Raw genomic sequence first — 22,379 nt, 5'->3', positions numbered from 1 at the left:
TGGGTTAAACGTGTCCAACAATTATCCTCAGATACGCCTTATTGCGTAACGTTGAGACAATGCCTGAATATATATCGAAGCACGGAAAGTATATTTTTGTAATACGCAGCGCAGATTGTATTTTACGAATGGGTTTCTATTAATTTGTATTTGTGCAAGTCGGCTAATCCAGATCTGTTGTTTTCAATCGGCTCACTTTCGCCTGTGGTTATGTGAGATCGGCTTTAGGTGCGCCTAATTCGTCGCCGACCTGCGCCATGTTTGCCGAGCGGAAGCCAAGTCGTTAATGCCGGGATCGTCGTCGAACCTGAAAATACCGAGTTTGCCGGGCAAACCGCCGGCCTTGCCTATCTCGGTACGTCCAGCTTGTTGACGGCGAACTGATAGTTGCTACCGGTGCCCGCGCGGGTGACCACCAGCTTGCGTGTCCTTGTTGTGATACGCGCAAAATTCCCGTCCGTCGTAATTGACCGTGCGATCGAAATCTTAGCGGAGTCTATTCCTGGGAACTTTTCCGGGCATGCCTTGCCACCGATGCCATACATGCGCGTGCCGCCTTTTTCGTAGCGCTGCAAAATGGGCCGGCCGCCCGGGTCGGCAAGAACCTTGCAGCCTGGCGCATTTGGTACCGGAATCATCCGATACCAGGGGCTGTCACCGAAAGCACTGAGCACGGATAATGACAGCAGGGCGGAGGCGACAAGAGATAGTCTCAGCATGGTCCGGCTCCTTCGTTGCCAACCCTGCAAAGGTATATGAGCAATCACTGATCGACAAGATTCCTCCGGGTTTCGGAAGAGATCCTGGGGGCTTGCAGGTGTCCCTACCCCTTCACGGCGCCGGCGGTCATTGAGCCGGAAATCTGCCTGTACATGACGAGACCGAGCACCGCAGGCGGCAGCGCGCCGAGCATCATGACGGCCGATGCGGTTCCCCACTGCACCCCGCCTCCGCTGGCGGCAAAGAAGAAGGAGGCGCCGACCGTCATTGGAACAGCCTGGCTGGTCGTCAGCATGAGGCCAAACAGGAACTCGTTCCAGGCGGTGATGAAGCCGAAGATGAAGGTGGTCACCAATGCCGGCCTGACGACGGGCCGGATGATCATCAGCATTACTTGCCAGGAACTGGCACCATCCACCTTCGCTGCTTCGTCAAGTTCCAGTGGCACGTCGGAAATGGCATTGACCATGATGACGAGCGCAAGTGGCGTATTGACAATCGTCAAGATCAGGCCCAGCCCAAGCCGAGTATCCAGGAGGCCAAGCCATTGATACATCATATAAAGCGGGATCGCGAAAATGATCAGTGGCACGGCTCGCAGGTTTATGATGACAGGCAACAGGGTGCGCTTGCCCGCCTCGCTTCGAGCAATGGCATAGGCCGCCGGGAAGGCCAGAAGGATCGCAAGGCTCGTTCCGATGAGCGAGGCAATCGTACTGTTGAAAAGATACGAGTAGATATTGAACCGATCCGTGTGTGTCAGAACCCGAAGGTAGTTCTCAAGTGTCGGCTGGCTTATCCAGAGACCGGGATTGATTGACAGTTCACTCGCGCTCTTCAACGAGGTGACGAGTGTAACGATGACCGGAAAGTTCATTGCGACCGTAGCAATTGCAAAGACGAGCCAACGAGCAGTGTTCAGCATCGCTATCTCCTCCTGCGACCGGCAAGCCAGTTGAGACCATAGAGCACCGCAAGCGAGGCGACGAACAGCATGACGGATGCCGCAACCGCCTTGCCAATGGCGCCCTCCTTGAAAAAGGCCTGGTAGATGTAGATCGAAAGCGATGTCGTTGATCCCCCGGCACCACTGCCGGTCAGCGCATAAACGTTGTCGAACACGCGAAAGCCATCGATGAAGCGGATGAAGAAGGCGATGACGAGTGTGGGAAGCATCAGCGGCAGTTCGATCCACCAAAGGATCTTGAACCACGGGGCGCCGTCGAGCTCGGCCGCTTCCCGCACATCGAGCGGTATCGCAACGTAGGCCATATAAAAGAGCAGAAAGGCAAACGGCGTCCACTGCAGCGTTTCGACGACGATCAGCGTGCGAAAGGCATTATTGATGTCGAGGAAGGCCGGGCTGTCACCGAACCACAGGAAAAGGTAATAGGGCACCGGTCCGGCAAACTCGTGCAGCACAAGCCGATACATCAGGCCGATCATGGCGGGAGCGACCATCAATGGCAGCATCAACGGCGCCATTAGAAACGATCGCTTCGCAAGCAGTGGCGCAAGGAAGATCGCAAGGAACAGGCCGATCAGGCATTCGGCAAGCGCGGTCAGGATGCCAAAGCGCATCGAGAAAGATACAGACTGCCAGAACTCTCGGTCTACCAGCACTGATGCGTAGTTGCCAAGCCCGCTGAGGCTCGGACTGCGCAGGTTCTCGAAGCTGACGGTAGAGACCGAGTAGATGAGGTTGACGAGCGCAGGAAAGCCCAGAAAGAGAAGCAGGAATGCCACAAGCGGTGCGAGATAAGCTCTGCCTTCGGCACGTTTTACAATAGCCATTATGGTCCGCCGGGTGTGCCGGCGCCAGGCGAAACCTGACGCCGGGTTCGTCCTACTTCTTCAGGAGATCCTGCATGCCCGTCTTCACATGGGCAAGCGCGTCGTCGAGGCCCTGTTGGCCCGCCCAGTAGCCCGTGAATTCCTTTGCCTGAAGTTCATAGACCGACAAGGCATTGGCGGAGGTGGCGCCGTTCATCACATAGCCATACTTGCTCGCGAATTCGCCGAGTTTGACGAGATCAGGACGCTCGCTGGCGACCTTGGCGACGACTTCGGGCGAAAGGGCCGGAGAACCACCGCTTTTGGCATAGAGAAGTGCGGCGTCCTCGCTTGCCAGCCATTTCAGGAACTTGGTCGCACCTTCTTTGTTCTTGGCATTCTTGTTAAGGCCAAGCCCGAGGCCGTGGATGTGATCCGCGCGGCCGTCAGGGCCAGCGGGCGGCGCGACGATGCCGGTCACTCCGGCAACGGCCGGCGACTTTTCAGCGTTGGTCAGATCGGCCGCTGCTGCATTCCATTGCAGCGCAGTTGCAGCCTGGCCGGAGCTATAGGCGGCATTGGTCTCGGCGTACTCGTAGCTCAGCGAATCCTTCGGGGAAGCGCCTGCATCATAGAGCTTCTTGTAGAGCTCGAGGCCGGTTTTGTACGCATCGGAATCGACCGTGATCTTGCCGTCCTTGTCCATCCAGTTGCCGCCATAGGAGCGTGGCAGGGATTGGAAGACCATCATGTTGAAAAGCAGGTTCTTCATCTGCAGGACAGTGCCGTAGCGCACGGGACTTGCCGAATTCGCCTGCTTGCTGAAATAGAGCGCGGTTGCTGCCCAATCGTCCCAGGTCCAGCTGTCGGGATCCTTCGGCTGGAGTTCCTTGCCGAGGTACTTCTGAGCGATTTCCCCGTAGGTCTTCTTGGCCGCCTCGTCCTTCATCAGGGCGTCGACGAGATCCTTGCGATAGTACATGAAGTGCAGGGAGAGGTCTGTCGGCACGCCATACTGCTTGCCATCGAACTGCATCGTCTTGAGGACAGAAGGGCCAAACACCTTTGCGGCGTCCGAACCCAGTTCGACAGGCTCCATGTAAGGCGCGTAACGGCCGATCGAATAAGTGGCAACCAGATTGACGTCGAAGGCATCGGAGCCGGCGGCCATGTCGGCCTGCAGCTTGTCGAAGAAGCCATCGCGGTTGAAGAACAGCAACTGCACCTTGTCGGCGTCGCTGATGCCGGCCTGAGCATTGTAGGCTTCGACCGTAGCTCTGAGCGCGGTTTCCTCCGAGCCACCTGGCCAGCCGAGCACCGTTACAGTCGCGTTTGCAATACCCGGCAGTGCGACGCTCGCAAGGAGCGCAGCCAGTGCCGGAAGAGACCTGGTTATGGATTTCATCGTCGTTCCCTTTCTTTTATCAGGTTTCATGCCATTCGCTCGCCGCTACTTGCCCTCACCAGCAAGATCTGCAGCGCCAATGATACCGGCGCGGCGGCCGAGCTTTGCAGCCACCAGACGCGGAGTGAACCGAGGCGACATGCCAGACAGATGGCTGCGCATCAGATCGAGATAGCCTTCCGCCAGGCCGATGCCGCCGCCGATCACGATCACATCGGGATCGAACATCAGCTGGATATCCCGGCAGAGCGTCGCGGCGCGATGGGCCGAAAGGGACATGATATCGGCTGCCCAAGTTTCACCGTTGCGCGCGCGCTCAAAAACCTCGACGGCGTCGATCGGGTGCCCGGCCTTCAGGGCCTCGCTCGCGATCCATCTGCCGGATGTCTGATCTTCGAAGGGAGCCTGCCCCTGCGACGGTGACCGGATCAGGCCAAAGTGGCCGGCAAGCCCCAACAGCGGCTTGCCGTTGATGACAACCCCTCCTCCGATACCGGTCGAGATCGTCAAAAAAACAAGATCATCACCTGACTCCGCCCCGAATCTGTACTCCCCCCAGGCTGCAGCCTGCGCATCATTGACGGCAAAAGTGGGCTTGCCAAACAGTGCAGCGACGCGATCGACCAGAGGGTAGCGATCAGGAATTGAAAGCGTTGCCGGATTGAGCGCCGACCAGTGGCCGCCTTCGATGAAGCCGGTCACTGCAATCCCGATCCGTTCGTATCGGTTCCGCCAATTTGCGGTACTCTCGGCCACCTTTGAGAGCCAGGCGTCCGGTCCAGCGTCGCGCGCGGTCGGAACGACGATCTCTTCCACAACTGTACTGCCGCTGACGAGTGCTGCCATCGTCTTGGTGCCGCCAATGTCGATGGAGAGGACGGTTTCGCGGTTTGCGCCATTATAGGCCTTGGCGATCGCCTCATTGAACCATGAGGTCACATGCTCGGTGCGGGTAATGGCAGAACCAACGACGACCGCAAACGCCCCCGCTTGCGCGGCCGCCAGAGCCTGCTCCGGCGAACGGATGCGACCTTCGGCGATGACATAGGGCGTGAGCTGTCGCATCGCCGCGATGAGCTCAATGTCCGGGTCCACGGGTTCCGGTCCGCCAACATAGCCTGAGAGTGTAGTGCCAACGAAATCGACGCCTGCGGCAAGGGCCCGCCTGGCGTCGTCGAGACAGGAGCAGTCCGCCATCGTCAGCTTGCCCCTCGCCTTGATGATGCGGACCAGTTCCTCCACCGAAGCCGGGCGAGGCCGATCCGTCGCGTCAAAGGCGATGACGTCGGCACCGGCATCGGCAAGCGCCTCGGCGTCGGAGACGAAAGGTGTAATGCGGACCGGACTGTCTGGAAGATCCCTCTTGACGATGCCGACAATCGGAGCGGAAACGACGGGGCGAACAGCTTTCACATAGGCAACCGACTCGATCCTCAGTGCCTTGGCGCCGGCGTTCAGTGCCGCTTTCGCAAAGCCAGCGACGAAATCGGCACGATCCATCGGCCCGCCGGGAACCGGCTGGCAGGATACGATAAGGCTATTCCTGATGTCTTCCCGTTGCACTCGTGACACTCCATTTCGGTATCACGATAAAAGGAAAATACCAGATTACAACCAGTTTGTATCTGGTCTTATCGCTGAAGCTCGAAGACGAAGTCGTAGACGTCACCTTTGTAGCGTGTCTCGCAGTATTCCACGATCTGCTCGTCAGGCAGGAAGCACCGTCTTTCGGTCATCAGGAGTGGTGCACCCACCTCGCAATGAAGATGGCGCGCATCTTCGCTGGTTGCTGCTCTCGAACGCATGCGCTGGATTGCCCGTTGCGGCATGAAGCCACGCGCCTCAAGCGCTTCGTATAGTGAATCCCGGACCAGATCGGGCGAGGGAAGAAAGCGCGTCGGCACGGTTGATGTTTCGACCGCGATAGGTGCGCCATCCGCTGTGCGGACGCGTTTCATGCGGATCACATTTGCATTGGCTGACAACCCGAGCGCCATCATCTCCGTTGGCGAAGGTCGGCTTATGTGCTTGGAAATCCACACACATCCCGCCACCATGCCGCGAGCGCGAATGTCTTCCGAAAAACTCGTCAAGGTCGACATCGACTTCTCGACGCGCGATCCGACCTCCGTCTTGAAGCCATGGCGGCGATTGAGAAGACCCTCTTCCTCAAGCAATGCCAAGGCTTTGCGAACCGTCACGCGTGAGAGTGACAGGCTCTCGGCAAGAACCCGCTCTCCCGGCAGGACAGCGCCGGCCTTCACGGCATTGGAGCGAATGGCAGCTTCAATTGCCGATTTGAGCCGTTTGTAAAGTGGCACATCGGGTGCCGTCAGGCCCAGTTCCTTGCTGACAAGTTCGATCAAGCTGATACCTGGCATGCCTATCCTCGCAACGGATCGATTGCCAAAAGATTCTTGGAAATCGCCATCTGGAGCTATACTGGTATTATGCCGGTCATGCAATTGCTCTCGAATTGCATTGATCGCGCCGCACCTGCAAGGTCTCCGAAAGCCAGCCTGACGGCAGATGGATGATTGCGACCGGCGATTGACCGTGCTGATGCGGAGGCTCGAAAGTAGCTTGAGGTCTGTTTGTTCTGACACGCGCATGGCCAGAGGCAGGCGCGCAGAGCCTTCCGACTGACAGCGTGGCTATGATCTATGCCGTCAGGCGGCGGGCCGAGAGCACCTGTCGGCGCTCCCACCATACAAGCATGAGGCTGGAGGCGACGATCAGGACTGCGCCTGCAACGACATTGACCGTCGGGACTTCCGACCAGATCAGATAACCGTAGAGAAAAGCCCAGACGAGGCCGCTATATTCCATCGGTGCAAGCGTTGACGCGGGGGCATGGCGGAAGCCCTCATAGAGCAGATACTGACCGGCTGCAGCGACAAAGCCGAGGCCGATCATCAATGCCCAACCGAAAAGATCCGGCGTCTTCCACAGCCACGGCAGCATCGCGCCGCAGGCGACAACGAACAGGAAGCTTGTTGCCATCATCTGGTTCAGCGTGCTCTCGGTGCGGCTGACAAGACGAACCAGGACGGTGCTCCACGCCCAGCAGAAGCCTGCGAAGATGACCATCCCCGCCGGCACAAGGCTTGGCGCTTCTGCGGGATTGGCGGCAAGCAGCACGCCGGCGAACCCGCCGATGCACGCGAGCCAGCGCATCGGCCCGACATTTTCCTTGAGAATGAAGATCGACAGCACCACGACCATGATGGGCGCCGAGAAATACATCGTCGTGATCTCCGCGAGACCGAGATGGCGTGCAGCCGAATAATAGGCCATCCATGCCGAAAGCATGAGGCCCGCCCGCAACAGCAGCGATTTCCGGTGTGGGCTTTTGAGCATTGAAGGATGCCGCAGCCGACGGACCATGATGCCGGCGATAACCGCAATCATGATGCTGCGCATGAAGAGGATCTGCGGAACGGCATAATCCGCCACGAGCCACTTCACCACCGCGTCCTGGATGGCAAACAGTGAATAACCGGAACAGGCGAGCGCAATTCCGACGAGCGGGCTCGGGGCGTGGTCAGGGGATCGTTGGAGCATTGGCCTGCGGCGGGAGTTACGTCTTGTGCGTGACGCCTATCAAGAAGCTCGCCTCGTGACAATCGCAAGAAATCGTAATGCAAAGCTGCCTCGGCCAATCCGGCGTCTTGGCGCTCGCGGTGACGCCGATGCTTTGCCTGATGTGGGAAGAACCTCGCATCGGGCCTTGCCTCGTGGGCACAACTGGGGTGTATCATGCCCCATCTGACGCAAGGCAGAAGGGTGCGCGTGATGAATGAAGGCAAGTCGGCGCTTTATACAGTGGCGTCGTGGGCGCTATGGCCCGCGCTCTTTGCGGCGGGATTGATCGGGGCGGGTTGGGCTTTTCACACTGGGGCACCGCTGTTGTGGTTCAACGTCGTCTATCTGTCGATCGTGGCGGCGATCGCAGGCTTCGAGCGGCTGATGCCTTATGAACAGGAATGGCTGAAGCACGATGGCGAAACGTTCAACGACATCGCACACACGCTCCTGACAAAAGGCGGCGTGCAACTTGCCGCGGCGATCGGAGCGTCAGCCCCTATGGCGATTGCCACCGTTGTACAGCCGGCAGTCACATCGCCAACATCAATATGGCCGGATCACTGGCCTGTCTTCTTTCAAGCTGTATTGGGGTTGATCATCGCGGAGTTCGGTCTCTACGTTGCGCATCGTGCTGCGCACGAGTTTCTTTCGCTCTGGCGGTTTCATGCCCTGCATCACAGCGTCGAGCGCCTGTGGGTCGTCAACACCGGCCGCTTTCACGTCGTTGATTCACTTTTCAAGATAGCGCTTAGCCAGATCCCCCTCTATCTCTTGGGCGCGCCCTTGCCGGTCTTTCTCTGGACCAGTGCCGTCACGGCCTTCATCGGCCTTCTCACCCACTGCAACATCGATGTCAGGACAGGTCCGCTCGACTGGATTTTCAGCACACCCCGACTGCATCGATGGCATCACTCCAGGGTGTTGGCCGAGGGCAACACCAACTATGGCGAAAACCTTGTGCTGTGGGATCAGATATTTGGTACTTATTTCAATCCCGCGCGCAGGCCGCCTGTGGAGATCGGAATCAGCGGAAGGGTTGCCGAGGGCTTTCTGGCGCAACTTGTGCAGCCCTTTTCTGCGAAAGGGTTCAGGCAGATCCTGGGGCGGAAGCCGCCATCGCTCAAAGGTCATCCTGCGAGCGGCTCGCCTCGGCAGGCGCGTTACGAACCCAGCGGTAATCCCGAACTAGAATAGAGGGGCCATTCTGCGAGGAACTGTCAGTTTGCCAACGATCGGTCGTACAGGGCTCAATGCGGCTTCAAGGGCTGCCTGATGGTTCTGATTCCGAACCGATCAAATGGCTTCTCCCGTAGCGACGCCCGCCTGACTAACACTCGACGCAGAAACCGCTGGGCGCATTAAAGTCGCACAGTCGACTGTTATCAACGCCGCAAAAAAGAATGGTCGGTCGGAAAGGGCATTGTTCCTTTTTTGGTCTGAAAATATATTGCGCTCGATTTTGGGTGAATAAAGAAATACTGTGAAGGCGAATTATATTCAAGTTTTTGCTGCGAAGCAGAAAATTGATAATTGTTGCATAATACTAATAACGCATGTTAGCGTAAGCAAAATATACATTAAGTATGATGTATGCTCTGTTAAATGACAGTTAAAACGTCGGGGTGCGAATAAAAAAGCAAAGAGCCTTGTCTTCGCCAAAGAAGAAGGTGTCGGGGCGGTCATAAGTTACGTGGCAGCAGTTTATCGTGTCACGAGGTATCGGAGTTCAGCAAAAGGTCCTCAGGCAAGAAATGGTCGAGATTTCCAATCGCACAGTGCAGCCGAAGTCTTTTTTTTCCGTTGATCGCGAGCTAGCAGGCCTGAAGGTGCTCTTGATCAAAGCCAAGGGCGGCTTTGGTAATCGCATGCTATCGGCAGTGACCGGCGTGGTGCTTGCCGAACTCGGGGGACGGGTGCCCGTCATTGACTGGCGCGATGGCACGTATGCTCCGGCAGGAGTTAACGTTTATCCTTTGCTGTTCCAGGACCCTGTGGGAATTGATCCTGCCTGCTACGACGATGAGCGCGAAGTGGCACCGGCACTCTGGTCTGGCCAACTGGCTAGCCATCCAGTCGATATTGTGAGCGAGAGCTTCCCTCGAAGCCATAGCAGTCCTTTTATCTACCGAAAGCTGTCGATTGACCTTGCTGGCGAAGATCCGCCGCAAACTGTGGGCGTATTCTGGTCTTATCTTCCGAAGCTGTTGCGTCTACGGCACCGGATGAACCGTGATCCCCGATTTGCGGGTCGCTCGCGCGGCGAAATTATCCACGAGAAGCTAAAGCTTCACTTCACTCCGACGCCGCTTGTGCTAAACGCCGTTGATGCCCTTTTTGCGGATCGCGGTCGCGCGGTGATCGGGGTGCATGTCCGCTTTACGGATCGCAAGGTATCCATCTCGCGTATCGAGCGGGAACTAAGGAGGCTGCGGAAGCGGCTTCCAGACTCGGATATATTTCTTGCTACCGACAACGCTGAAATACAAACAAGAATCAAGGAATCGTTCCAGCGGGTATTTTTAGTTGATAAAGCTTTGACTTGTGATGGAAGGCCTCTACACGAGGCCGCCGATACTTTTGAAGATCCGCTGCGTGAGGCACGGAACGCCTTGATCGACATGTGGGCTCTCGCGCGATGCGATTGGCTTATCCATTCCAGCCAGTCTACTTTCTCAGTGACGGCGGCGTTAATTGGCAAGATTCCGCCAACCCGCCAAATCGACGTTGATGGAACCAATCTGAAGGTAATTCTGAAACAGTGCTTTCAATCGCTCAGCTGAGCCGGATGAAGCATATCGCGCAAAAGCGGCGGGTTTAAATGTTGCTCGCAGGTACTCAAATCAACACGATTTGAAGCGTCAGCGAGTTGCAAGCCTCAACGCCCTTTAAGCGGTGGCATTCTTATGGACCGTAGGCGATCCTTGCCAGGCTGTCGGGCAATATAAAAACACACCACATCGGATGATCTCAACTTCACGCTGAGATCATCCGCGATATCATTTCCCACCGGAAGGTGGATGCCTGTAAAAACTACTCGGCGGCTTTAGCTCATCTTGCATCGCTTTGGAACATGTCATTGAGCTTGTATGCAACTTCGGTCCGGTTCGTTGCCTTTAGTTTCTTCATGATGTTCCGGATGTGAACCTTGACAGTGCTTTCGCGCAGATTGAGCTCATAGGCGATGATCTTGTTCGCCTTTCCCTTGCGAAGCGCCTGTACGACCTCGGCTTGCCTCAGCGTAAAGATGCGCGTGAGTTCCTTCGGCCGCTGCTGGTTTTGGCTCATGTCGATCGAGGCAGTTTCTGCTGCAGACGGAGAAAAGCTGTTCCCCGCCAGGATGAAGGTGCCACCTGCAACCGCAAGAGCAAGTGCCTCGACGCACACCTCAATTCCGACGGACGTCGGTATGAAACCGCGCGCGCCGCATTGGAGCATCTTCAAGGTTTGGTTGAGGTCATCGCCATCGCCCAGAATGACGACCGGAGCCGGTGCAAGCTCTGCGGTGATCGTCGCGATTTCTTCGGACAGGCTGGCATCCTCAGCCCTCCGGCCGGCAATGTTGAGAAGGACCGCGCCAACCGGGCGGTGGGTATCTTTCTTGCGCTGCCACTCTTCAATCGAGCCGACGGCAATAGCACCCATGCTAAGGCCGTTCGCTTTCAAGGTCGTCGCAAGGCATTCGCGTTCGAGCGTTCTGGCGTCGATAATCAGCAGGCACTGATCATCGCCTTGCTCCCTTTCAATATCCTCGAACTCCGTGCTTGCCTTGGAGAGTGTCGGTACAGGCCGCAGCCTGTTCAATGCGATTCTGCCACTTTCAAATTCCGAAGGTACGTAATTCATACTAGCCCTCATACCCTTTAGTGCTGGGGGGATGGTTCGCATCAAGTATACGCAATACTTTGCGACGGTCCCCTGAACGCAGTGATGATCCCCTTTAGTATGCATAAAGTAGAGACCCAACTTGTGCCCAACAACTATTTTGTGGATGTCGAATTTCTACTTTATAAAGAAGCTACATACATAGATGCTAATAAGCAATACAAAAATATTTCCAAAGGTTAACGCAGAAAAGGACGGCATACAAATTTATACCTATCTTTGGTAAATCGTGAAATTCAGTTTCATATAGATAAAAACGCAGTATTAAAAGGCCATGCCAACTGAATTGCGTTAGAATAAAAATCCTGAATTATGTTACAGGGGGGATCTTTGTTAACCAAAAATACGCCCGAGAAGCGCATTTTATGTATTCCTAGCGCCCTGAGTTGCGCCGAAGTAACTGTTTAGTTTTCTTCCAATCGCCGAATATACAGACCCTACTATTCTTATATAACGTTCGTTGCGCGCTCCCGACCGCTATTGCGCCTTGTGCTGCCGTGGGAGCCTCGCCATGAGGGACATCTCTCATGGATGGCCTATTTTCTGTCACGAATGAAAGCGCCTCGGTGCTCGCAGTGGATGGATCAGGGAGCCGATTGAGATAGAGAGTTGCCTAACACCTGCCGTGAATACCAAGGTTTAGGAGGATACCAAGAATGCCGCTCGTTCGTTTTGCCCTCAACCATATGGCGGCGCCATCGTTGGCGATTGAAGATCTCTTTGCGTTGGCGACGTCGCTTGGCATTGACGCGGTTGAGATCCGCAACGATCTTGCGGGCAATGCGATCCTCGATGGGACGTTGCCGGAGACTGTTGCCCAGGCCGCAGAGCGTCATGGTCTGACCATTCTCTCGATCAATGCGCTGCAGCGCTTCAACGAGTGGAACGCCACGCGTGCCGACGAAGCCCGAGAACTGATCGACTATGCCAAGGGATGCGGCGCGCGCGCTCTTGTTCTTGTCCCGAAAAACGATGGCACTGGTCGTGCCGATGGCGAGCGGCAGGAAAATCTCCGCCGGTCGCTGGCTGCCTTGAAGCCGATGCTCGATGCCGCCGGAATCATGGGCCTTGTCGAACCCCTCGGCTTCGAGATTTGTTCGCTCCGGTCAAAGGCGGAGGCTGTCGAGGCAATCGACGCTGTGGCTGGACGGTCCACGTTCAAGCTGGTGCATGACACCTTCCATCATCACCTTGCCGGCGAAGAACAACTCTTCGCTGACTTGACCGGGCTGGTTCATATTTCCGGTGTCAGCGATCCTGCCGTCTCGATCGCGGATATGCGCGATCCCCACCGTGTTCTGGTGGCGGCGGATGATCGTCTGGACAATGCCGGGCAAATGCGTGCTCTCATAAAGGCGGGTTATGCCGGACCGTTTTCGTTCGAACCGTTCGCGGCCAAGGTGCATGACCTCGACGATCCGGCAAAGGCGCTGCGGGCGAGCATGGACTACCTTTCGGCTGAGGTCTGAGGCGCGCAGTCCCCTCCCCTACTCCCGACCGCGAAAGCGTCGCTGGTAGGACGCATCATAGAGCGAGCTCTCGCGAAAGCCGCTGGCCGCAAGCGTCTGGCCGACGAAGATGATGGCCGTTCGCTCGATGGGAGCGGCAGCCAGCTTTTCCTCGATGTCACCAAGCGTCCCCCGGACGATCCTCTCATCCGGGCAGGACGCCTTGGCGACGATCGCAACCGGGCAGTCAGCGCCGTAGAGCGGTGTCAGTTCCGCAACAACCTGCTCCAGGGCATGAATGGCAAGGTGGATAGCGAGCGTCGAGCCCGTCGCTCCGAATCTCGCCAGCGTTTCCTCGTTCGGCATTGGGGATGCGCGGCCGGAGACACGCGTGAGCACAAGGCTTTGCGCTACGGCTGGAATGGTCAGTTCCCTGCCAAGGCTTGCCGCTGCCGCCGCAAAGGCAGGCACGCCAGGTGTCATCGTATAGCCGATATCGTGCTTTTCCAGCCGGCGGATCTGTTCGGCAACGGCGCTCCAGACGGAAAGATCGCCCGAATGCAATCGCGCGACGTCCTCCCCGGCTGCGGCGGCCCGCAGGTACTCGGCCTCGATTTCATCAAGCGACATCGGTGCTGTATCGATGATGCGTGCGCCGGGCGGGCAATATTGCAATAATTCCGGGGAGACGATCGAACCCGCGTAGAGACAAACCGGGCATTTGGCGATGAGGTCACGGCCGCGCACCGTAATCAGGTCCGCTGCCCCCGGCCCCGCGCCGATAAAATGCACTGTCGTCATCTGCTTTCTCTCACTTCTTTGTATAGCGCCATTGCGTGACGGGCATCGCCGGACGCCAACCGGTCATACCGCCAAGGGGCGCCGCGCGCGCTATTTCGATACGTGTCAATGTGCCGCCATGCTGCTGCTGCAACGAAAACAGCATGGACTCCATTTCAAGGGTAACGGCATTGGCAACGAGACGCCCTCCCCTCTTCAAGGCGTGAAGTGCTGCCTCGGGTACACCTTCCTCGCTGCCGCCGCCGCCGACGAAGACCGCGTCGGGCTCGGGCAGGTTCGCAAGTGCCTCGGGGGCGGTTCCCTCCACGATCGCAAGCCCGGGAACGCCGAAAGAAACCGCATTTCTTGCGATACGCGCGGCTCGCTCACCCGATTGCTCGATGGCGACTGTGCGCAGTGACGGGTCGGCGAGCATCCATTCGATGCCGATCGAGCCGGAGCCTGCGCCGATGTCCCAAAGCAGTTCACCATGGCGCGGACCCAGGGCTGCAAGCGTGATTGCACGGATCTCCTGTTTGGTGATCTGGCCATCGTGTTCAAAAAGCGCGTCGTCCAGCCCCGATGTGAACGGTATCGTTCGCGCCCCCTCCCCTGCCACGATTTCGATCGCGCAAACGTTGAGCGGGTCAATCTCTCCCAGGTCGAAGCGATCGGCACGCGCTGAGCGCTGCCGCTCGCGATCCCCGCCAAGTGCCCCAAGGACGTGCAGGCGGGATTCGCCGAAGCCTGTGACGCGAAGGAGCTCCGCAATTTGCGCCGGCGTCTCGCCATCGGAGGTCAGTGCGATGATCCGCCTGCCGTGGTGCAGGTGTGGCCGGATCAGATCCAGCGGTCGGCCATGCAGCGAAATTGTAGCCGTCTCTTGCAGTGGCCAGCCAAGGCGCGAGGCAGCCAGGCTGAACGAGGAAGGCGCCGGGATGACACGCATTTCCTCGGCACCTATGCGGCGCGACAGCGTTGCGCCAATACCGTAGAGAAACGGATCGCCTGAACCGAGGACGACGACCGGTGAGCCCCGATGCGCGGCGACTGCCTCAATAGACCTCTCGAAAGGGCTTTCCCAGGCGAGCCTCTTGCCGGTGATGAGCCCGGCCACGAGCTCATGATGCCGCTTGCCACCGAAGACGACCGGTGCGGCAGCGATCAGCCGCTTCGCCTCGTCACCCAGTCCGGCTGGACCATCTTCGCCGATGCCGATAATAGTCAGCCAGCGTTGGCCGGGAGCGGAAGGCAGATCAGACATGGGCAAAATCCGCATCCTGATGCTCGGAGGCACCGGCGAAGCGCGCGCTCTCGCTGAAGCGCTTGAGGGCACTGGCCGGTACGAGACTTTGCTCTCGCTTGCTGGTCGAACGGAGAAACCCTCCGATCAGCCGGTTCCGCTGCGCATCGGCGGTTTTGGTGGTGCCGAAGGACTGGCTGCCTTTCTGCGTGATGGTGGTTTCGACCTTCTGATCGATGCAACGCACCCGTTCGCGGCTCGCATCTCCAGAAGTGCCAGTGAGGCTGCTGCTGCCACAGGCATACCCGCATTCGCCTTGCGCAGGCCAGAATGGATGGCTGAGCCGGGTGATCGGTGGACGCCGGTCGCGACCATCGCGGAAGCGATAGAGCGGCTTGGCCCCTCCCCTCGCCGGGTCTTCCTGGCAATCGGGCGCCAGGAAGCCCATCGCGCCGAAGCCGCCCCCCAACACTCTTACCTTGTGCGAAGCGTTGATCCTGTCGACCCGCCGCTTGTTCTTCCCGACGTCCAGCTCGTTCTCGATCGTGGCCCTTACGACGTCGCAAGCGAAGTTTCGCTGCTCCGTACCCATCGCATCGATGCCCTTGTGACCAAGAACAGTGGCGGTTCGGCGACTTATGCAAAGATCCAGGCTGCACGCCAGCTCGGCATCGACGTATTCATGGTCGCGCGGGCGCCAGCCGCCACTATGGAGACGGTTGCCACTGTTGAAGCGATGCTCGCGGCGGTCGATCACCTGTTTCCCCCTGCGATGAACCGCGGAGTGTAGACGAGGTCCGGCTTCCCGTCTCGAGTGATCACCTTTGTCTCGGGCGAACCGATGATGACACAGGTTGCCATATCAGCCGTCGTCGCGTCGGCTTCAGCAAGCGGCTGGATGGTGATCTGTTCGTCGGGGCGTCCTGCAGCTCTACCGAAAATCACTGGTGTCGTTGCCGGCAGGTCCGAGCGCAGCAAGTCAAACGCCTTGCCCAATTGCCAGGGCCGTGCCTTGCTGATCGGATTGTAGAGCGCAATGACGAAGCCTGCTTTTGCCGCCATCGCAAGACGGTTTTCTATTATATTCCAAGGCTTTAGGTTGTCAGACAGCGAAATGGCGCAGAAGTCGTGACCAAGCGGCGCACCAATTCGAGCGGCAACCGCAAGCATGGCGGTAATCCCCGGCAGCACCACGAGGTCGATCGTGCGCCATTCTTTCGGACCGTTGTCTATGGCCTCGCATACTGCGGCCGCCATCGCAAAGACTCCCGGATCTCCGCCGGACACGACACAGACGGTAGCGCCGGTTGCTGCCGCCCGCAGCGCGGTCGATGCCCGATCCAGCTCCTCCCGGTTATCGGAGGCCTGTCGCCGCTGATCGGATCTGAGGTTCAGCCGGTCGAGATAGGGTCCGTATCCATAGAACTCCGTTGCCTTAGAAACCGCCGCAGCCGCCTCCGGTGTCATTTGATCCGGATTGCCGGGACCGGTCCCGATCACGAAGAGCCTGCCGGTCATCAGCGAGACTCCCAGCCGGGCACGAGCACCAATGAAAAGTAGGGTGCGTCGCCGTCGGGCCGGTCGACGAGTTTCGTCATCGCCGCATTGACCATGGTGCCTCGCTCGACATAGACGGCCTCGGCAAGGCGTCCGGATGCCTCCAGCGCGCGGCGGATCTTGGGAAGGTTGCGTCCGACCTTCATGATCACCGCGGCCTGTGTGTCTGACAGTCGGCGCTGCAGTTCGGCCTCCGCCATTGTACCCGGCAGTACGGAAAGCACGTCATCTCCCTGAACGATCGGGAGGCCGGCGAGCGACCAGCATCCTGACATCGCACTGATCCCGGGGATCACCTCGGTTGGATAACGGTTCGCCAGGCGTACATGCAGATGCATATAGGAACCATAGAACAGCGGGTCACCCTCGCTCAGCACGGCGACGGTGCGGCCCTCCTCCAGGTGAGCCGCCACTGCAGCGGCCGATTGATCGTAGAAGGCGGTAATCTGGTTTCGATAGGCCTCGTCCGTCTTTTCGACCTCGGTCGTCACCGGATAGTAGAGCGGCAGCAGCGTCTTTTCCGCGGTCAGGAGATGCTCGACGATCGCCTTGCCGTTGCCGCCCCTGCCCCGCTTGGCAAAATAGCCAACCACGTCTGCTGCCTCGATCGCCTTGACGGCCTTGACCGTCAGGAGTTCCGGGTCGCCGGGACCAGTGCCGACGCCAATGAGACGGCCAGGATTCGTCATAGCCCGGGCCTCGCAAGGGCATTCAGAGCGGCGGCCGTCATGGCGCTACCGCCGAGACGGCCACGCACGATCGCGAACGGTACGCCGTAGGAGTTTTCAGCCAGCGCATCCTTCGATTCGGCCGCACCAACGAAGCCGACCGGCATGCCGATGATCGCAGCCGGTTTCGGTGCGCCATCTCGAAGCAATTCAAGCAGATGGAAGAGGGCTGTCGGAGCATTCCCGATCGCAACGACGCTGCCTTCCAGCCGGTCCAGCCAAAGATGGAGCGCCGCTGCCGAGCGGGTATTGCCCTTCTGTTTCGCAAGCTCCGCGGTGCGCGGATCGTGCAGGGTACAGAGCACGTCGTTTTGGGCGGGCAAGCGTGTCCGGGTGACACCGTGCGCCACCATTTCCGCATCGCAGAAGATCGGTGCGCCATCATGCAAGGCGGCGCGTGCGGCGCTGACGAAGCCTGGCGAGAACACAAAATGCTCTGCCGCCTCAACGAGCCCGCATGCGTGAATCATGCGCACGGCAATATCGGCTTCCTCGACAGAAAACCGTGAAAGGTCGGCTTCGCTGCGGATGATCGCAAAGGACCGCTCGTAGATGGCGTCCCCGCTGTGAATGTAGTCGTAGTCAGGCATTCCTATTCCTGTCGCAGCGCCTTTATGGCGTCGTGTTTGCCGATCCGTCTAAGGCAGGCGGCAGCCGATTCGCCAGCTTGTCTCTCGTTTTTGATGAGGCGAGCGAGTTTCTCTATAGCGGAATCGATATCGCCGCCAGCAATCTGTGCATCGGGAATGTCCGATGCCACGCCGTCCAACATGAGATGATAACCATCGTCCGCGCCGACAACGCAAAGAGCGGGTCGCGGACGGGCGCAGCCCTTGGCGCAGCCGGAGAGGTGAACAGTCATCGAGCCGTCCAGCAGTTCCGGTGCTTTGGCGACCAATCTCTCGGCACAGGCCTTGGTCTGAAAGCGGCCGGAAGCACAGGCGCCGGCGCCGGCACAAGTGGCGATATGCATCGACGGATCGTCGCCGTCGACTGACAGTCCGTACCGGGGCGCCATCTCCGCAACGGTTGCGGCTGACTGGCCGTCGAGCCCCACCAGGAAGAAAATGCGCCCGGGGCCAGGCCGGACTTGTGTTGCGCCCAGCGCTTCGGCTTGTTCAAGGAATGAAATAAGCTCGCTGGCATGCATCTGGCCGAAGCGCGGCCTGAGGCCAAGGATTGCCGAACCGTCAGGCAAGGCGAGGGTGCCGACCAGAGGATCTTTGCGCTTGGACGCTCTTGCGGGCGTCATCGCCTCCATCGAAGGAAAGGCTGACAGTAGAGATTCACGCTCGATATCCCGGCACCGTTTGTGCCGACCGAGCAAAACAAGCTGGCGAAGAAGCTCACCGACCGCCCGAACTGCTTCAGCCGCATTCCCCGTCAGCAACGGCAGCGCCGTTCGTTCGTCACCGTTGATCGCAACCCGCCAGGCACCAGCAGAAACCGCGCTCACGCGAATGTCGCCAGTAACAGCAGCAAGGCCACCGCTGCCGCCGCCATCGAGCACAATCGACAGCTTTGGGGCCAGTAGCGGCGAAAGGAGCTCGGCAGCAAGTTCTTCGCGCAGCAGCATTTCGATATGGGCCGGATTCCCGATCTCATCGGGCGCGATACCATGCAGCGGCGAGAGCTCGATGACCGGGCCGGCGGGAACCGAGATAGCTGATGCCGCGAGATCGGCTGCGATCGGCTGGACCGAGCCTGATCGAAGGCCGCGGATCTGCAGGCTGCCGCGTGCCGTGATCTCGACGATCCCGTTTCCGTGTCTTTTCGCGGCCTCGGCCAACCGGATGAATTGCCGGACAGTCAGAATGCCGCCGGTGGGGCGCAGCCGCGCCAGGAGGCCGTCACCGGTTTGCATCGGTTCCAGCAGCGTCGGGCAGGCGCCACGGCGCTGCCAGGTCGAGGGTGCCTCTTCCCGGCCGCTATGCGCGGTCTGTTCGCCCAATGTCATCACTGCCCGTTCCTTCGATCACGTCCTTATATAGCCGGCGTGATCATCGCAAAACCTGATCCGAGTCAAAGATCGTCGAAATCATGTCCCTTGCGAAGCAGATAGATATCCATGATCCAGCCGTGACGAGCCCGTGCTTCAGCCCGGAGCCGGACGATCTCCTCTGCAACATCAGCCAATCGGCCGGCCCGGGTAATCTCGTCCGGCGTTCCGAGATAGGCGCCCCAGAAGATTTCCGCGTCGGGGTCATCGATTTTCGAGAAGGCGGTTTCGCCATCGAGCATCACGACTGTGCTCTCGGCCTGACTGCCTTGTTCGAGGAGACGTCGGCCCGTGGTGATTTCAAGCGGCTTTCCAACAAGGTTGATCGGTATGCGGTGGCTTGCGGCGAGTGCCTGGACGCTCGTAATGCCCGGAATGACACTGAACTCGAAGGCGAGGGTGCCGGCTTTTCGGGCGCGCTCGAGGATGCGGATGGTGCTGTCATAGAGGCTGGGGTCGCCCCAGACGAGGAATGCACCCTCGCCGGCTTCCGGTAGCTCTTTGATGAGGCGCACATAGGTCTCGGCAATGGCGGCATGCCACACATCCACACTCTTAAGATAAGTCCGGTCGGTGGTGGCGCGTTTCGGCACGGCAAATTCAATGATGGCGGTGCGGCTGTTTGTAACATATCGGCTGCAGATCTCCCGGCGCACGGCCGCAAGTCCTTCCTTTTCAGCGCCTTTCGTCGGAATGAAGATCGCATCCACGGCATTCATCGCGTTGATCGCCTGGACGGTCAGATGCTCGGGATTTCCTGTCCCGATGCCGATGATGTGAATACGACGCACGCCTTTTCCTCTTTGGTTCTGTCCGTTTCTGGCGCAGCCAGCCTGTCTCCGCAAGGGGCAAGGCGAGAAGTTGGCCGCGGCCAACTTGGCAAAGGCCAGCATGGCTGTTGTTGTCGCGATTCGCGAATCATGGCATCTTTGATACGCTTTTTAGCGCGATGTTGATAGAAAAGCGCATTGATAGGGATCGGGTGTTTTGGACAACATTAGCGTATCGACGACGGACGTGCGCATCGAGCGGCACGCCAATCAGCTTTCTCGTCAGCTGAAGCTCCTCCGCGAAAAGCTCTTCCCGCCATTGTCGCAAAAGACGTTGCGGACATTCACTTCAGGGGAAGCAGCGCAGATGATCGGCGTATCGGACGGATACCTGCGGCAGCTCTCACTCGACGGCAAGGGGCCGCAGCCGGAGCTCTCCGGAAACGGTCGGCGTTCCTATACGCTCGGCCAGATCAGCGAGTTGCGACAGCATATGGCCAGGATCAAGCCGAAGGACGCGCTGTCCTATCTGCCCTGGCGTCGGCCGGGTGAAAAGCTTCAGACGGTCGCGGTGACGAATTTCAAGGGCGGTTCGGCGAAAACCACGACAACGCTTTACCTCGCCCAGTATCTGGCGCTGAACGGCTATCGCGTGCTGGCAATCGACCTCGATCCACAGGCATCGCTATCGTCGATGCTTGGCGTCCAGCCGGAATTCGATCTCGCTGAGGGCGATACGCTATATGGTGCGATCCGTTATGACGGGAGCCGCCGCTCGCTAAAGGACGTGGTGCGCAAGACCTATTTCGACGGTCTGGATCTGGTGCCCGGAAATCTCGAATTGATGGAGTTCGAGCATGAGACGCCACGCGCTCTCGGCGATCGCCAGCGGACCGGCGAGGTGTTCTTCCGGCGCGTCGGCGTTGCCATTTCTGAGGTTGAGGCCAACTACGATGTCGTCGTCATCGATTGTCCGCCACAGCTCGGCTATCTGACGCTCGGCGCCGTCTGTGCGGCAACGTCGCTTCTCATCACCATCCACCCGCAGATGGTCGATGTGGCTTCGATGTCGCAATTCCTGCTCATGACCTCCGATTTGCTGTCGGTCGTACGCAAGGCAGGCGGCGATTTGCAGCATGATTTCATCAAGTACGTGGTCACGCGCCATGAGCCCTTCGATGCGCCGCAATCACAGATCGTTGCGCTACTCCGCAACCTGTTTGGCGACGATGTCCTGACGGCGACCATCCTCAAGTCCACGGCGATCGCCGATGCCGGGCTGACGAAGCAGTCGCTCTATGAGATCGAGAGGGGTCAGGTCCGGCGTTCTACCTACGACAGAGCGCTGGAGTCGGTGAACGCCGCCAATGGCGAGGTGCTTGCCGGAATTCACAAGGCATGGGGCCGGACATGAGCAGACGAGATCGACTGAAGGGGCTGTTCGACGATACCGCACAGGAGTTGGCCGCGGCCAACCCGGAAGATGAAGCGCCCATGCGCGGACCGGCCGGCCCGGTTCGCTCGATGGCGCTGACGCTGGGGCGCATGGAGGAAGAGAGCAGGGCGATGCAGGAGGCGCTGCTGTCAGGTGAGCGCGTCGTCGAACTCGATCCTGAACTCGTGGACATGTCCTTCGTCAGGGATCGTCTTGCCGACCTGCCGCAGGATCTCGCCGATGAGCTGGTGCGCTCGATCGAGGAAAATGGGCAGGAGGTCCCTATTCTCGTTCGCCAGCATCCTGACGACGATGCGCGTTACCAGGTGGTCTACGGCCATCGGCGTCTCCAGGCGCTGCGACTGCTTGGGCGCAAGGTACAGGCGATCATCAGGACGCTCGACGATGTTGATGTCGTCATTGCACAAGGTATCGAGAACTCTGCGAGGCGCAACCTGTCCTATGTCGAGCGGGCCGTCTTTGCCTTCAATCTCGAGAGCAAGGGCTTCGAGCGATCCGTCATCATGAAGGCGCTTTCAACCGACAAGACGGAATTGTCGAAACTGATCTCGGTCGCCAGGACGATCCCGATGGACGTGATCAGAGCGATCGGTGCGGCGCCGGCTGCCGGACGGCGCAAATGGATTGCCCTTGCGCAAGGTTGGACGAATGCGACGACCTCGCGCCTGCGCAAGCTCCTTGGCTCCACTGAGTTCGCCGATCAGGACAGCGATCGACGCTTCGAGCTCGTTGTCGCCGAACTGGCCAGGAAGCCGGATCGGCAAGCGGTGAGCGAGTACGAATGGGCTCCGAAGCAGCCGGGCAAGATCAAGGGCCGCATCAGGAGCACCGGTGATTCGTTCACCATCACGCTGAAGACGGGCGATGCATCAGACTTTGGCGACTACATTTCGCGTCACCTCGACGATCTCTACGACGCGTTCAGGGGCGGAAAATAACCTTCCGAGGCCGACGACAGCACTGAACCTGCCAATAAGCTCTGGATCTTCAGTATCAGGCGAGAATTTACCCGTCCGGCGATTTGAATGTC

At 58.8% G+C, this 22,379-nt stretch carries 21 protein-coding genes; 6 read left to right on the top strand and 15 right to left on the bottom strand.

What is annotated here, in order from left to right:
- Positions 1 to 347 precede the first annotated feature (347 nt).
- The 7 genes from AS026_RS01125 to AS026_RS01095 form a co-directional block, all read right to left on the bottom strand.
- On the bottom strand, positions 348 to 719 hold the full coding sequence (locus AS026_RS01125) for a hypothetical protein (RefSeq protein ID WP_062368407.1): 372 nt from the start codon (positions 717 to 719) through the stop codon (positions 348 to 350).
- 104 nt (positions 720 to 823) lie between these two features.
- Entirely contained in the window at positions 824 to 1,645 is an 822-nt protein-coding gene (locus AS026_RS01120) for a carbohydrate ABC transporter permease (RefSeq protein WP_062368406.1), read from the bottom strand.
- Between the two features lie 2 nt (positions 1,646 to 1,647).
- A complete protein-coding gene (locus AS026_RS01115; protein WP_062368405.1) occupies positions 1,648 to 2,514 on the bottom strand; it encodes a carbohydrate ABC transporter permease in 867 nt (288 codons plus the stop codon).
- A gap of 52 nt (positions 2,515 to 2,566) precedes the next feature.
- Positions 2,567 to 3,898, bottom strand: a complete 1,332-nt coding sequence (locus AS026_RS01110; protein WP_062368404.1) for an extracellular solute-binding protein — start codon at positions 3,896 to 3,898, stop codon at positions 2,567 to 2,569.
- A gap of 45 nt (positions 3,899 to 3,943) precedes the next feature.
- Positions 3,944 to 5,461 (bottom strand): putative N-acetylmannosamine-6-phosphate 2-epimerase, encoded by a 1,518-nt coding sequence (locus AS026_RS01105; protein WP_082728403.1) that lies wholly within the window; start codon positions 5,459 to 5,461, stop codon positions 3,944 to 3,946.
- Positions 5,462 to 5,529: 68 nt separating this feature from the next.
- On the bottom strand, positions 5,530 to 6,279 hold the full coding sequence (locus tag AS026_RS01100) for a GntR family transcriptional regulator (RefSeq protein ID WP_062368402.1): 750 nt from the start codon (positions 6,277 to 6,279) through the stop codon (positions 5,530 to 5,532).
- A 280-nt stretch (positions 6,280 to 6,559) separates the two neighbouring features.
- Complete coding sequence (locus tag AS026_RS01095) at positions 6,560 to 7,462, bottom strand: DMT family transporter (RefSeq protein ID WP_062368401.1); 903 nt, start codon at positions 7,460 to 7,462, stop codon at positions 6,560 to 6,562.
- A 231-nt stretch (positions 7,463 to 7,693) separates the two neighbouring features.
- On the opposite strand from AS026_RS01095, the gene olsE reads away from it, so the two are divergent.
- Positions 7,694 to 8,680, top strand: coding sequence for an ornithine lipid hydroxylase OlsE (gene olsE, locus AS026_RS01090; protein ID WP_062368400.1), 987 nt, complete (start codon positions 7,694 to 7,696; stop codon positions 8,678 to 8,680).
- Positions 8,681 to 9,192: 512 nt separating this feature from the next.
- On the top strand, positions 9,193 to 10,266 hold the full coding sequence (locus AS026_RS01085; protein ID WP_205634439.1) for a nodulation protein NodZ: 1,074 nt from the start codon (positions 9,193 to 9,195) through the stop codon (positions 10,264 to 10,266).
- A gap of 268 nt (positions 10,267 to 10,534) precedes the next feature.
- Here AS026_RS01085 and AS026_RS01080 read toward each other — a convergent pair whose 3' ends face one another.
- Positions 10,535 to 11,329 carry a response regulator transcription factor gene (locus AS026_RS01080; protein ID WP_062368399.1) on the bottom strand — a complete coding sequence of 265 codons (795 nt, stop codon included), beginning with the start codon at positions 11,327 to 11,329 and terminating at the stop codon, positions 10,535 to 10,537.
- Between the two features lie 695 nt (positions 11,330 to 12,024).
- On the opposite strand from AS026_RS01080, the gene AS026_RS01075 reads away from it, so the two are divergent.
- A complete protein-coding gene (locus AS026_RS01075) occupies positions 12,025 to 12,837 on the top strand; it encodes a TIM barrel protein (protein WP_062368398.1) in 813 nt (270 codons plus the stop codon).
- Between the two features lie 18 nt (positions 12,838 to 12,855).
- Here the strand turns inward: AS026_RS01075 and cobM are convergent, their stop codons facing one another.
- Positions 12,856 to 13,617: a precorrin-4 C(11)-methyltransferase gene (cobM, locus tag AS026_RS01070; RefSeq protein WP_062368397.1), complete on the bottom strand. Its 762-nt coding sequence runs from the start codon at positions 13,615 to 13,617 to the stop codon at positions 12,856 to 12,858.
- Positions 13,618 to 13,627: 10 nt separating this feature from the next.
- Positions 13,628 to 14,860: a bifunctional cobalt-precorrin-7 (C(5))-methyltransferase/cobalt-precorrin-6B (C(15))-methyltransferase gene (locus AS026_RS01065; RefSeq protein ID WP_062368396.1), complete on the bottom strand. Its 1,233-nt coding sequence runs from the start codon at positions 14,858 to 14,860 to the stop codon at positions 13,628 to 13,630.
- Between AS026_RS01065 and AS026_RS01060 the strand changes: the two genes are divergently transcribed.
- Positions 14,859 to 15,629 carry a cobalt-precorrin-6A reductase gene (locus AS026_RS01060; RefSeq protein ID WP_062368395.1) on the top strand — a complete coding sequence of 257 codons (771 nt, stop codon included), beginning with the start codon at positions 14,859 to 14,861 and terminating at the stop codon, positions 15,627 to 15,629. The genes AS026_RS01065 and AS026_RS01060 overlap by 2 nt on opposite strands.
- Here AS026_RS01060 and AS026_RS01055 read toward each other — a convergent pair.
- The 5 genes from AS026_RS01055 to cobF form a co-directional block, all read right to left on the bottom strand.
- Positions 15,593 to 16,357 carry a precorrin-3B C(17)-methyltransferase gene (locus AS026_RS01055; protein ID WP_062368394.1) on the bottom strand — a complete coding sequence of 255 codons (765 nt, stop codon included), beginning with the start codon at positions 16,355 to 16,357 and terminating at the stop codon, positions 15,593 to 15,595. The two genes, AS026_RS01060 and AS026_RS01055, sit on opposite strands and share 37 nt — an antisense overlap.
- Complete coding sequence (locus AS026_RS01050; protein WP_062368393.1) at positions 16,357 to 17,085, bottom strand: precorrin-2 C(20)-methyltransferase; 729 nt, start codon at positions 17,083 to 17,085, stop codon at positions 16,357 to 16,359. Before AS026_RS01050 ends, AS026_RS01055 begins: the two co-directional genes overlap by 1 nt.
- Positions 17,082 to 17,714 carry a precorrin-8X methylmutase gene (locus tag AS026_RS01045; RefSeq protein WP_062368392.1) on the bottom strand — a complete coding sequence of 211 codons (633 nt, stop codon included), beginning with the start codon at positions 17,712 to 17,714 and terminating at the stop codon, positions 17,082 to 17,084. Before AS026_RS01045 ends, AS026_RS01050 begins: the two co-directional genes overlap by 4 nt.
- Positions 17,715 to 17,716: 2 nt before the next feature.
- Positions 17,717 to 19,081, bottom strand: coding sequence for a precorrin-3B synthase (cobG, locus tag AS026_RS01040; RefSeq protein ID WP_062368391.1), 1,365 nt, complete (start codon positions 19,079 to 19,081; stop codon positions 17,717 to 17,719).
- A gap of 65 nt (positions 19,082 to 19,146) precedes the next feature.
- Entirely contained in the window at positions 19,147 to 19,914 is a 768-nt protein-coding gene (gene cobF, locus AS026_RS01035) for a precorrin-6A synthase (deacetylating) (RefSeq protein ID WP_062368390.1), read from the bottom strand.
- A 196-nt stretch (positions 19,915 to 20,110) separates the two neighbouring features.
- Between cobF and repA the strand changes: the two genes are divergently transcribed.
- The gene (gene repA / locus AS026_RS01030) at positions 20,111 to 21,307 is read left to right on the top strand and encodes a plasmid partitioning protein RepA (RefSeq protein ID WP_025660496.1); all 1,197 of its coding nucleotides are present in this window, start codon (positions 20,111 to 20,113) and stop codon (positions 21,305 to 21,307) included.
- Positions 21,304 to 22,287 (top strand): plasmid partitioning protein RepB, encoded by a 984-nt coding sequence (gene repB, locus AS026_RS01025; RefSeq protein WP_062368471.1) that lies wholly within the window; start codon positions 21,304 to 21,306, stop codon positions 22,285 to 22,287. Before repA ends, repB begins: the two co-directional genes overlap by 4 nt.
- Positions 22,288 to 22,379: the final 92 nt, after the last annotated feature.

It is taken from the genome of Rhizobium altiplani (assembly GCF_001542405.1).
In the GTDB taxonomy this organism is placed as follows: Bacteria; Pseudomonadota; Alphaproteobacteria; order Rhizobiales; family Rhizobiaceae; genus Rhizobium; species Rhizobium altiplani.
This window is presented reverse-complemented; position numbering and strand designations above follow the sequence as displayed.

What these genes read in the sequence shown, in the direction of transcription:
- AS026_RS01125 (WP_062368407.1), bottom strand. Translation starts at nt 719, where the DNA reads ATGCTGAGACTATCTCTTGTCGCCTCCGCCCTGCTGTCATTATCCGTG.
- AS026_RS01120 (WP_062368406.1), bottom strand. Translation starts at nt 1,645, where the DNA reads ATGCTGAACACTGCTCGTTGGCTCGTCTTTGCAATTGCTACGGTCGCA.
- AS026_RS01115 (WP_062368405.1), bottom strand. Translation starts at nt 2,514, where the DNA reads ATGGCTATTGTAAAACGTGCCGAAGGCAGAGCTTATCTCGCACCGCTT.
- AS026_RS01110 (WP_062368404.1), bottom strand. Translation starts at nt 3,898, where the DNA reads ATGAAATCCATAACCAGGTCTCTTCCGGCACTGGCTGCGCTCCTTGCG.
- AS026_RS01100 (WP_062368402.1), bottom strand. Translation starts at nt 6,279, where the DNA reads ATGCCAGGTATCAGCTTGATCGAACTTGTCAGCAAGGAACTGGGCCTG.
- AS026_RS01095 (WP_062368401.1), bottom strand. Translation starts at nt 7,462, where the DNA reads ATGCTCCAACGATCCCCTGACCACGCCCCGAGCCCGCTCGTCGGAATT.
- olsE (WP_062368400.1), top strand. Translation starts at nt 7,694, where the DNA reads ATGAATGAAGGCAAGTCGGCGCTTTATACAGTGGCGTCGTGGGCGCTA.
- AS026_RS01080 (WP_062368399.1), bottom strand. Translation starts at nt 11,329, where the DNA reads ATGAATTACGTACCTTCGGAATTTGAAAGTGGCAGAATCGCATTGAAC.
- AS026_RS01075 (WP_062368398.1), top strand. Translation starts at nt 12,025, where the DNA reads ATGCCGCTCGTTCGTTTTGCCCTCAACCATATGGCGGCGCCATCGTTG.
- cobM (WP_062368397.1), bottom strand. Translation starts at nt 13,617, where the DNA reads ATGACGACAGTGCATTTTATCGGCGCGGGGCCGGGGGCAGCGGACCTG.
- AS026_RS01060 (WP_062368395.1), top strand. Translation starts at nt 14,859, where the DNA reads ATGGGCAAAATCCGCATCCTGATGCTCGGAGGCACCGGCGAAGCGCGC.
- AS026_RS01065 (WP_062368396.1), bottom strand. Translation starts at nt 14,860, where the DNA reads ATGTCTGATCTGCCTTCCGCTCCCGGCCAACGCTGGCTGACTATTATC.
- AS026_RS01055 (WP_062368394.1), bottom strand. Translation starts at nt 16,357, where the DNA reads ATGACCGGCAGGCTCTTCGTGATCGGGACCGGTCCCGGCAATCCGGAT.
- AS026_RS01050 (WP_062368393.1), bottom strand. Translation starts at nt 17,085, where the DNA reads ATGACGAATCCTGGCCGTCTCATTGGCGTCGGCACTGGTCCCGGCGAC.
- AS026_RS01045 (WP_062368392.1), bottom strand. Translation starts at nt 17,714, where the DNA reads ATGCCTGACTACGACTACATTCACAGCGGGGACGCCATCTACGAGCGG.
- cobG (WP_062368391.1), bottom strand. Translation starts at nt 19,081, where the DNA reads ATGACATTGGGCGAACAGACCGCGCATAGCGGCCGGGAAGAGGCACCC.
- repB (WP_062368471.1), top strand. Translation starts at nt 21,304, where the DNA reads ATGAGCAGACGAGATCGACTGAAGGGGCTGTTCGACGATACCGCACAG.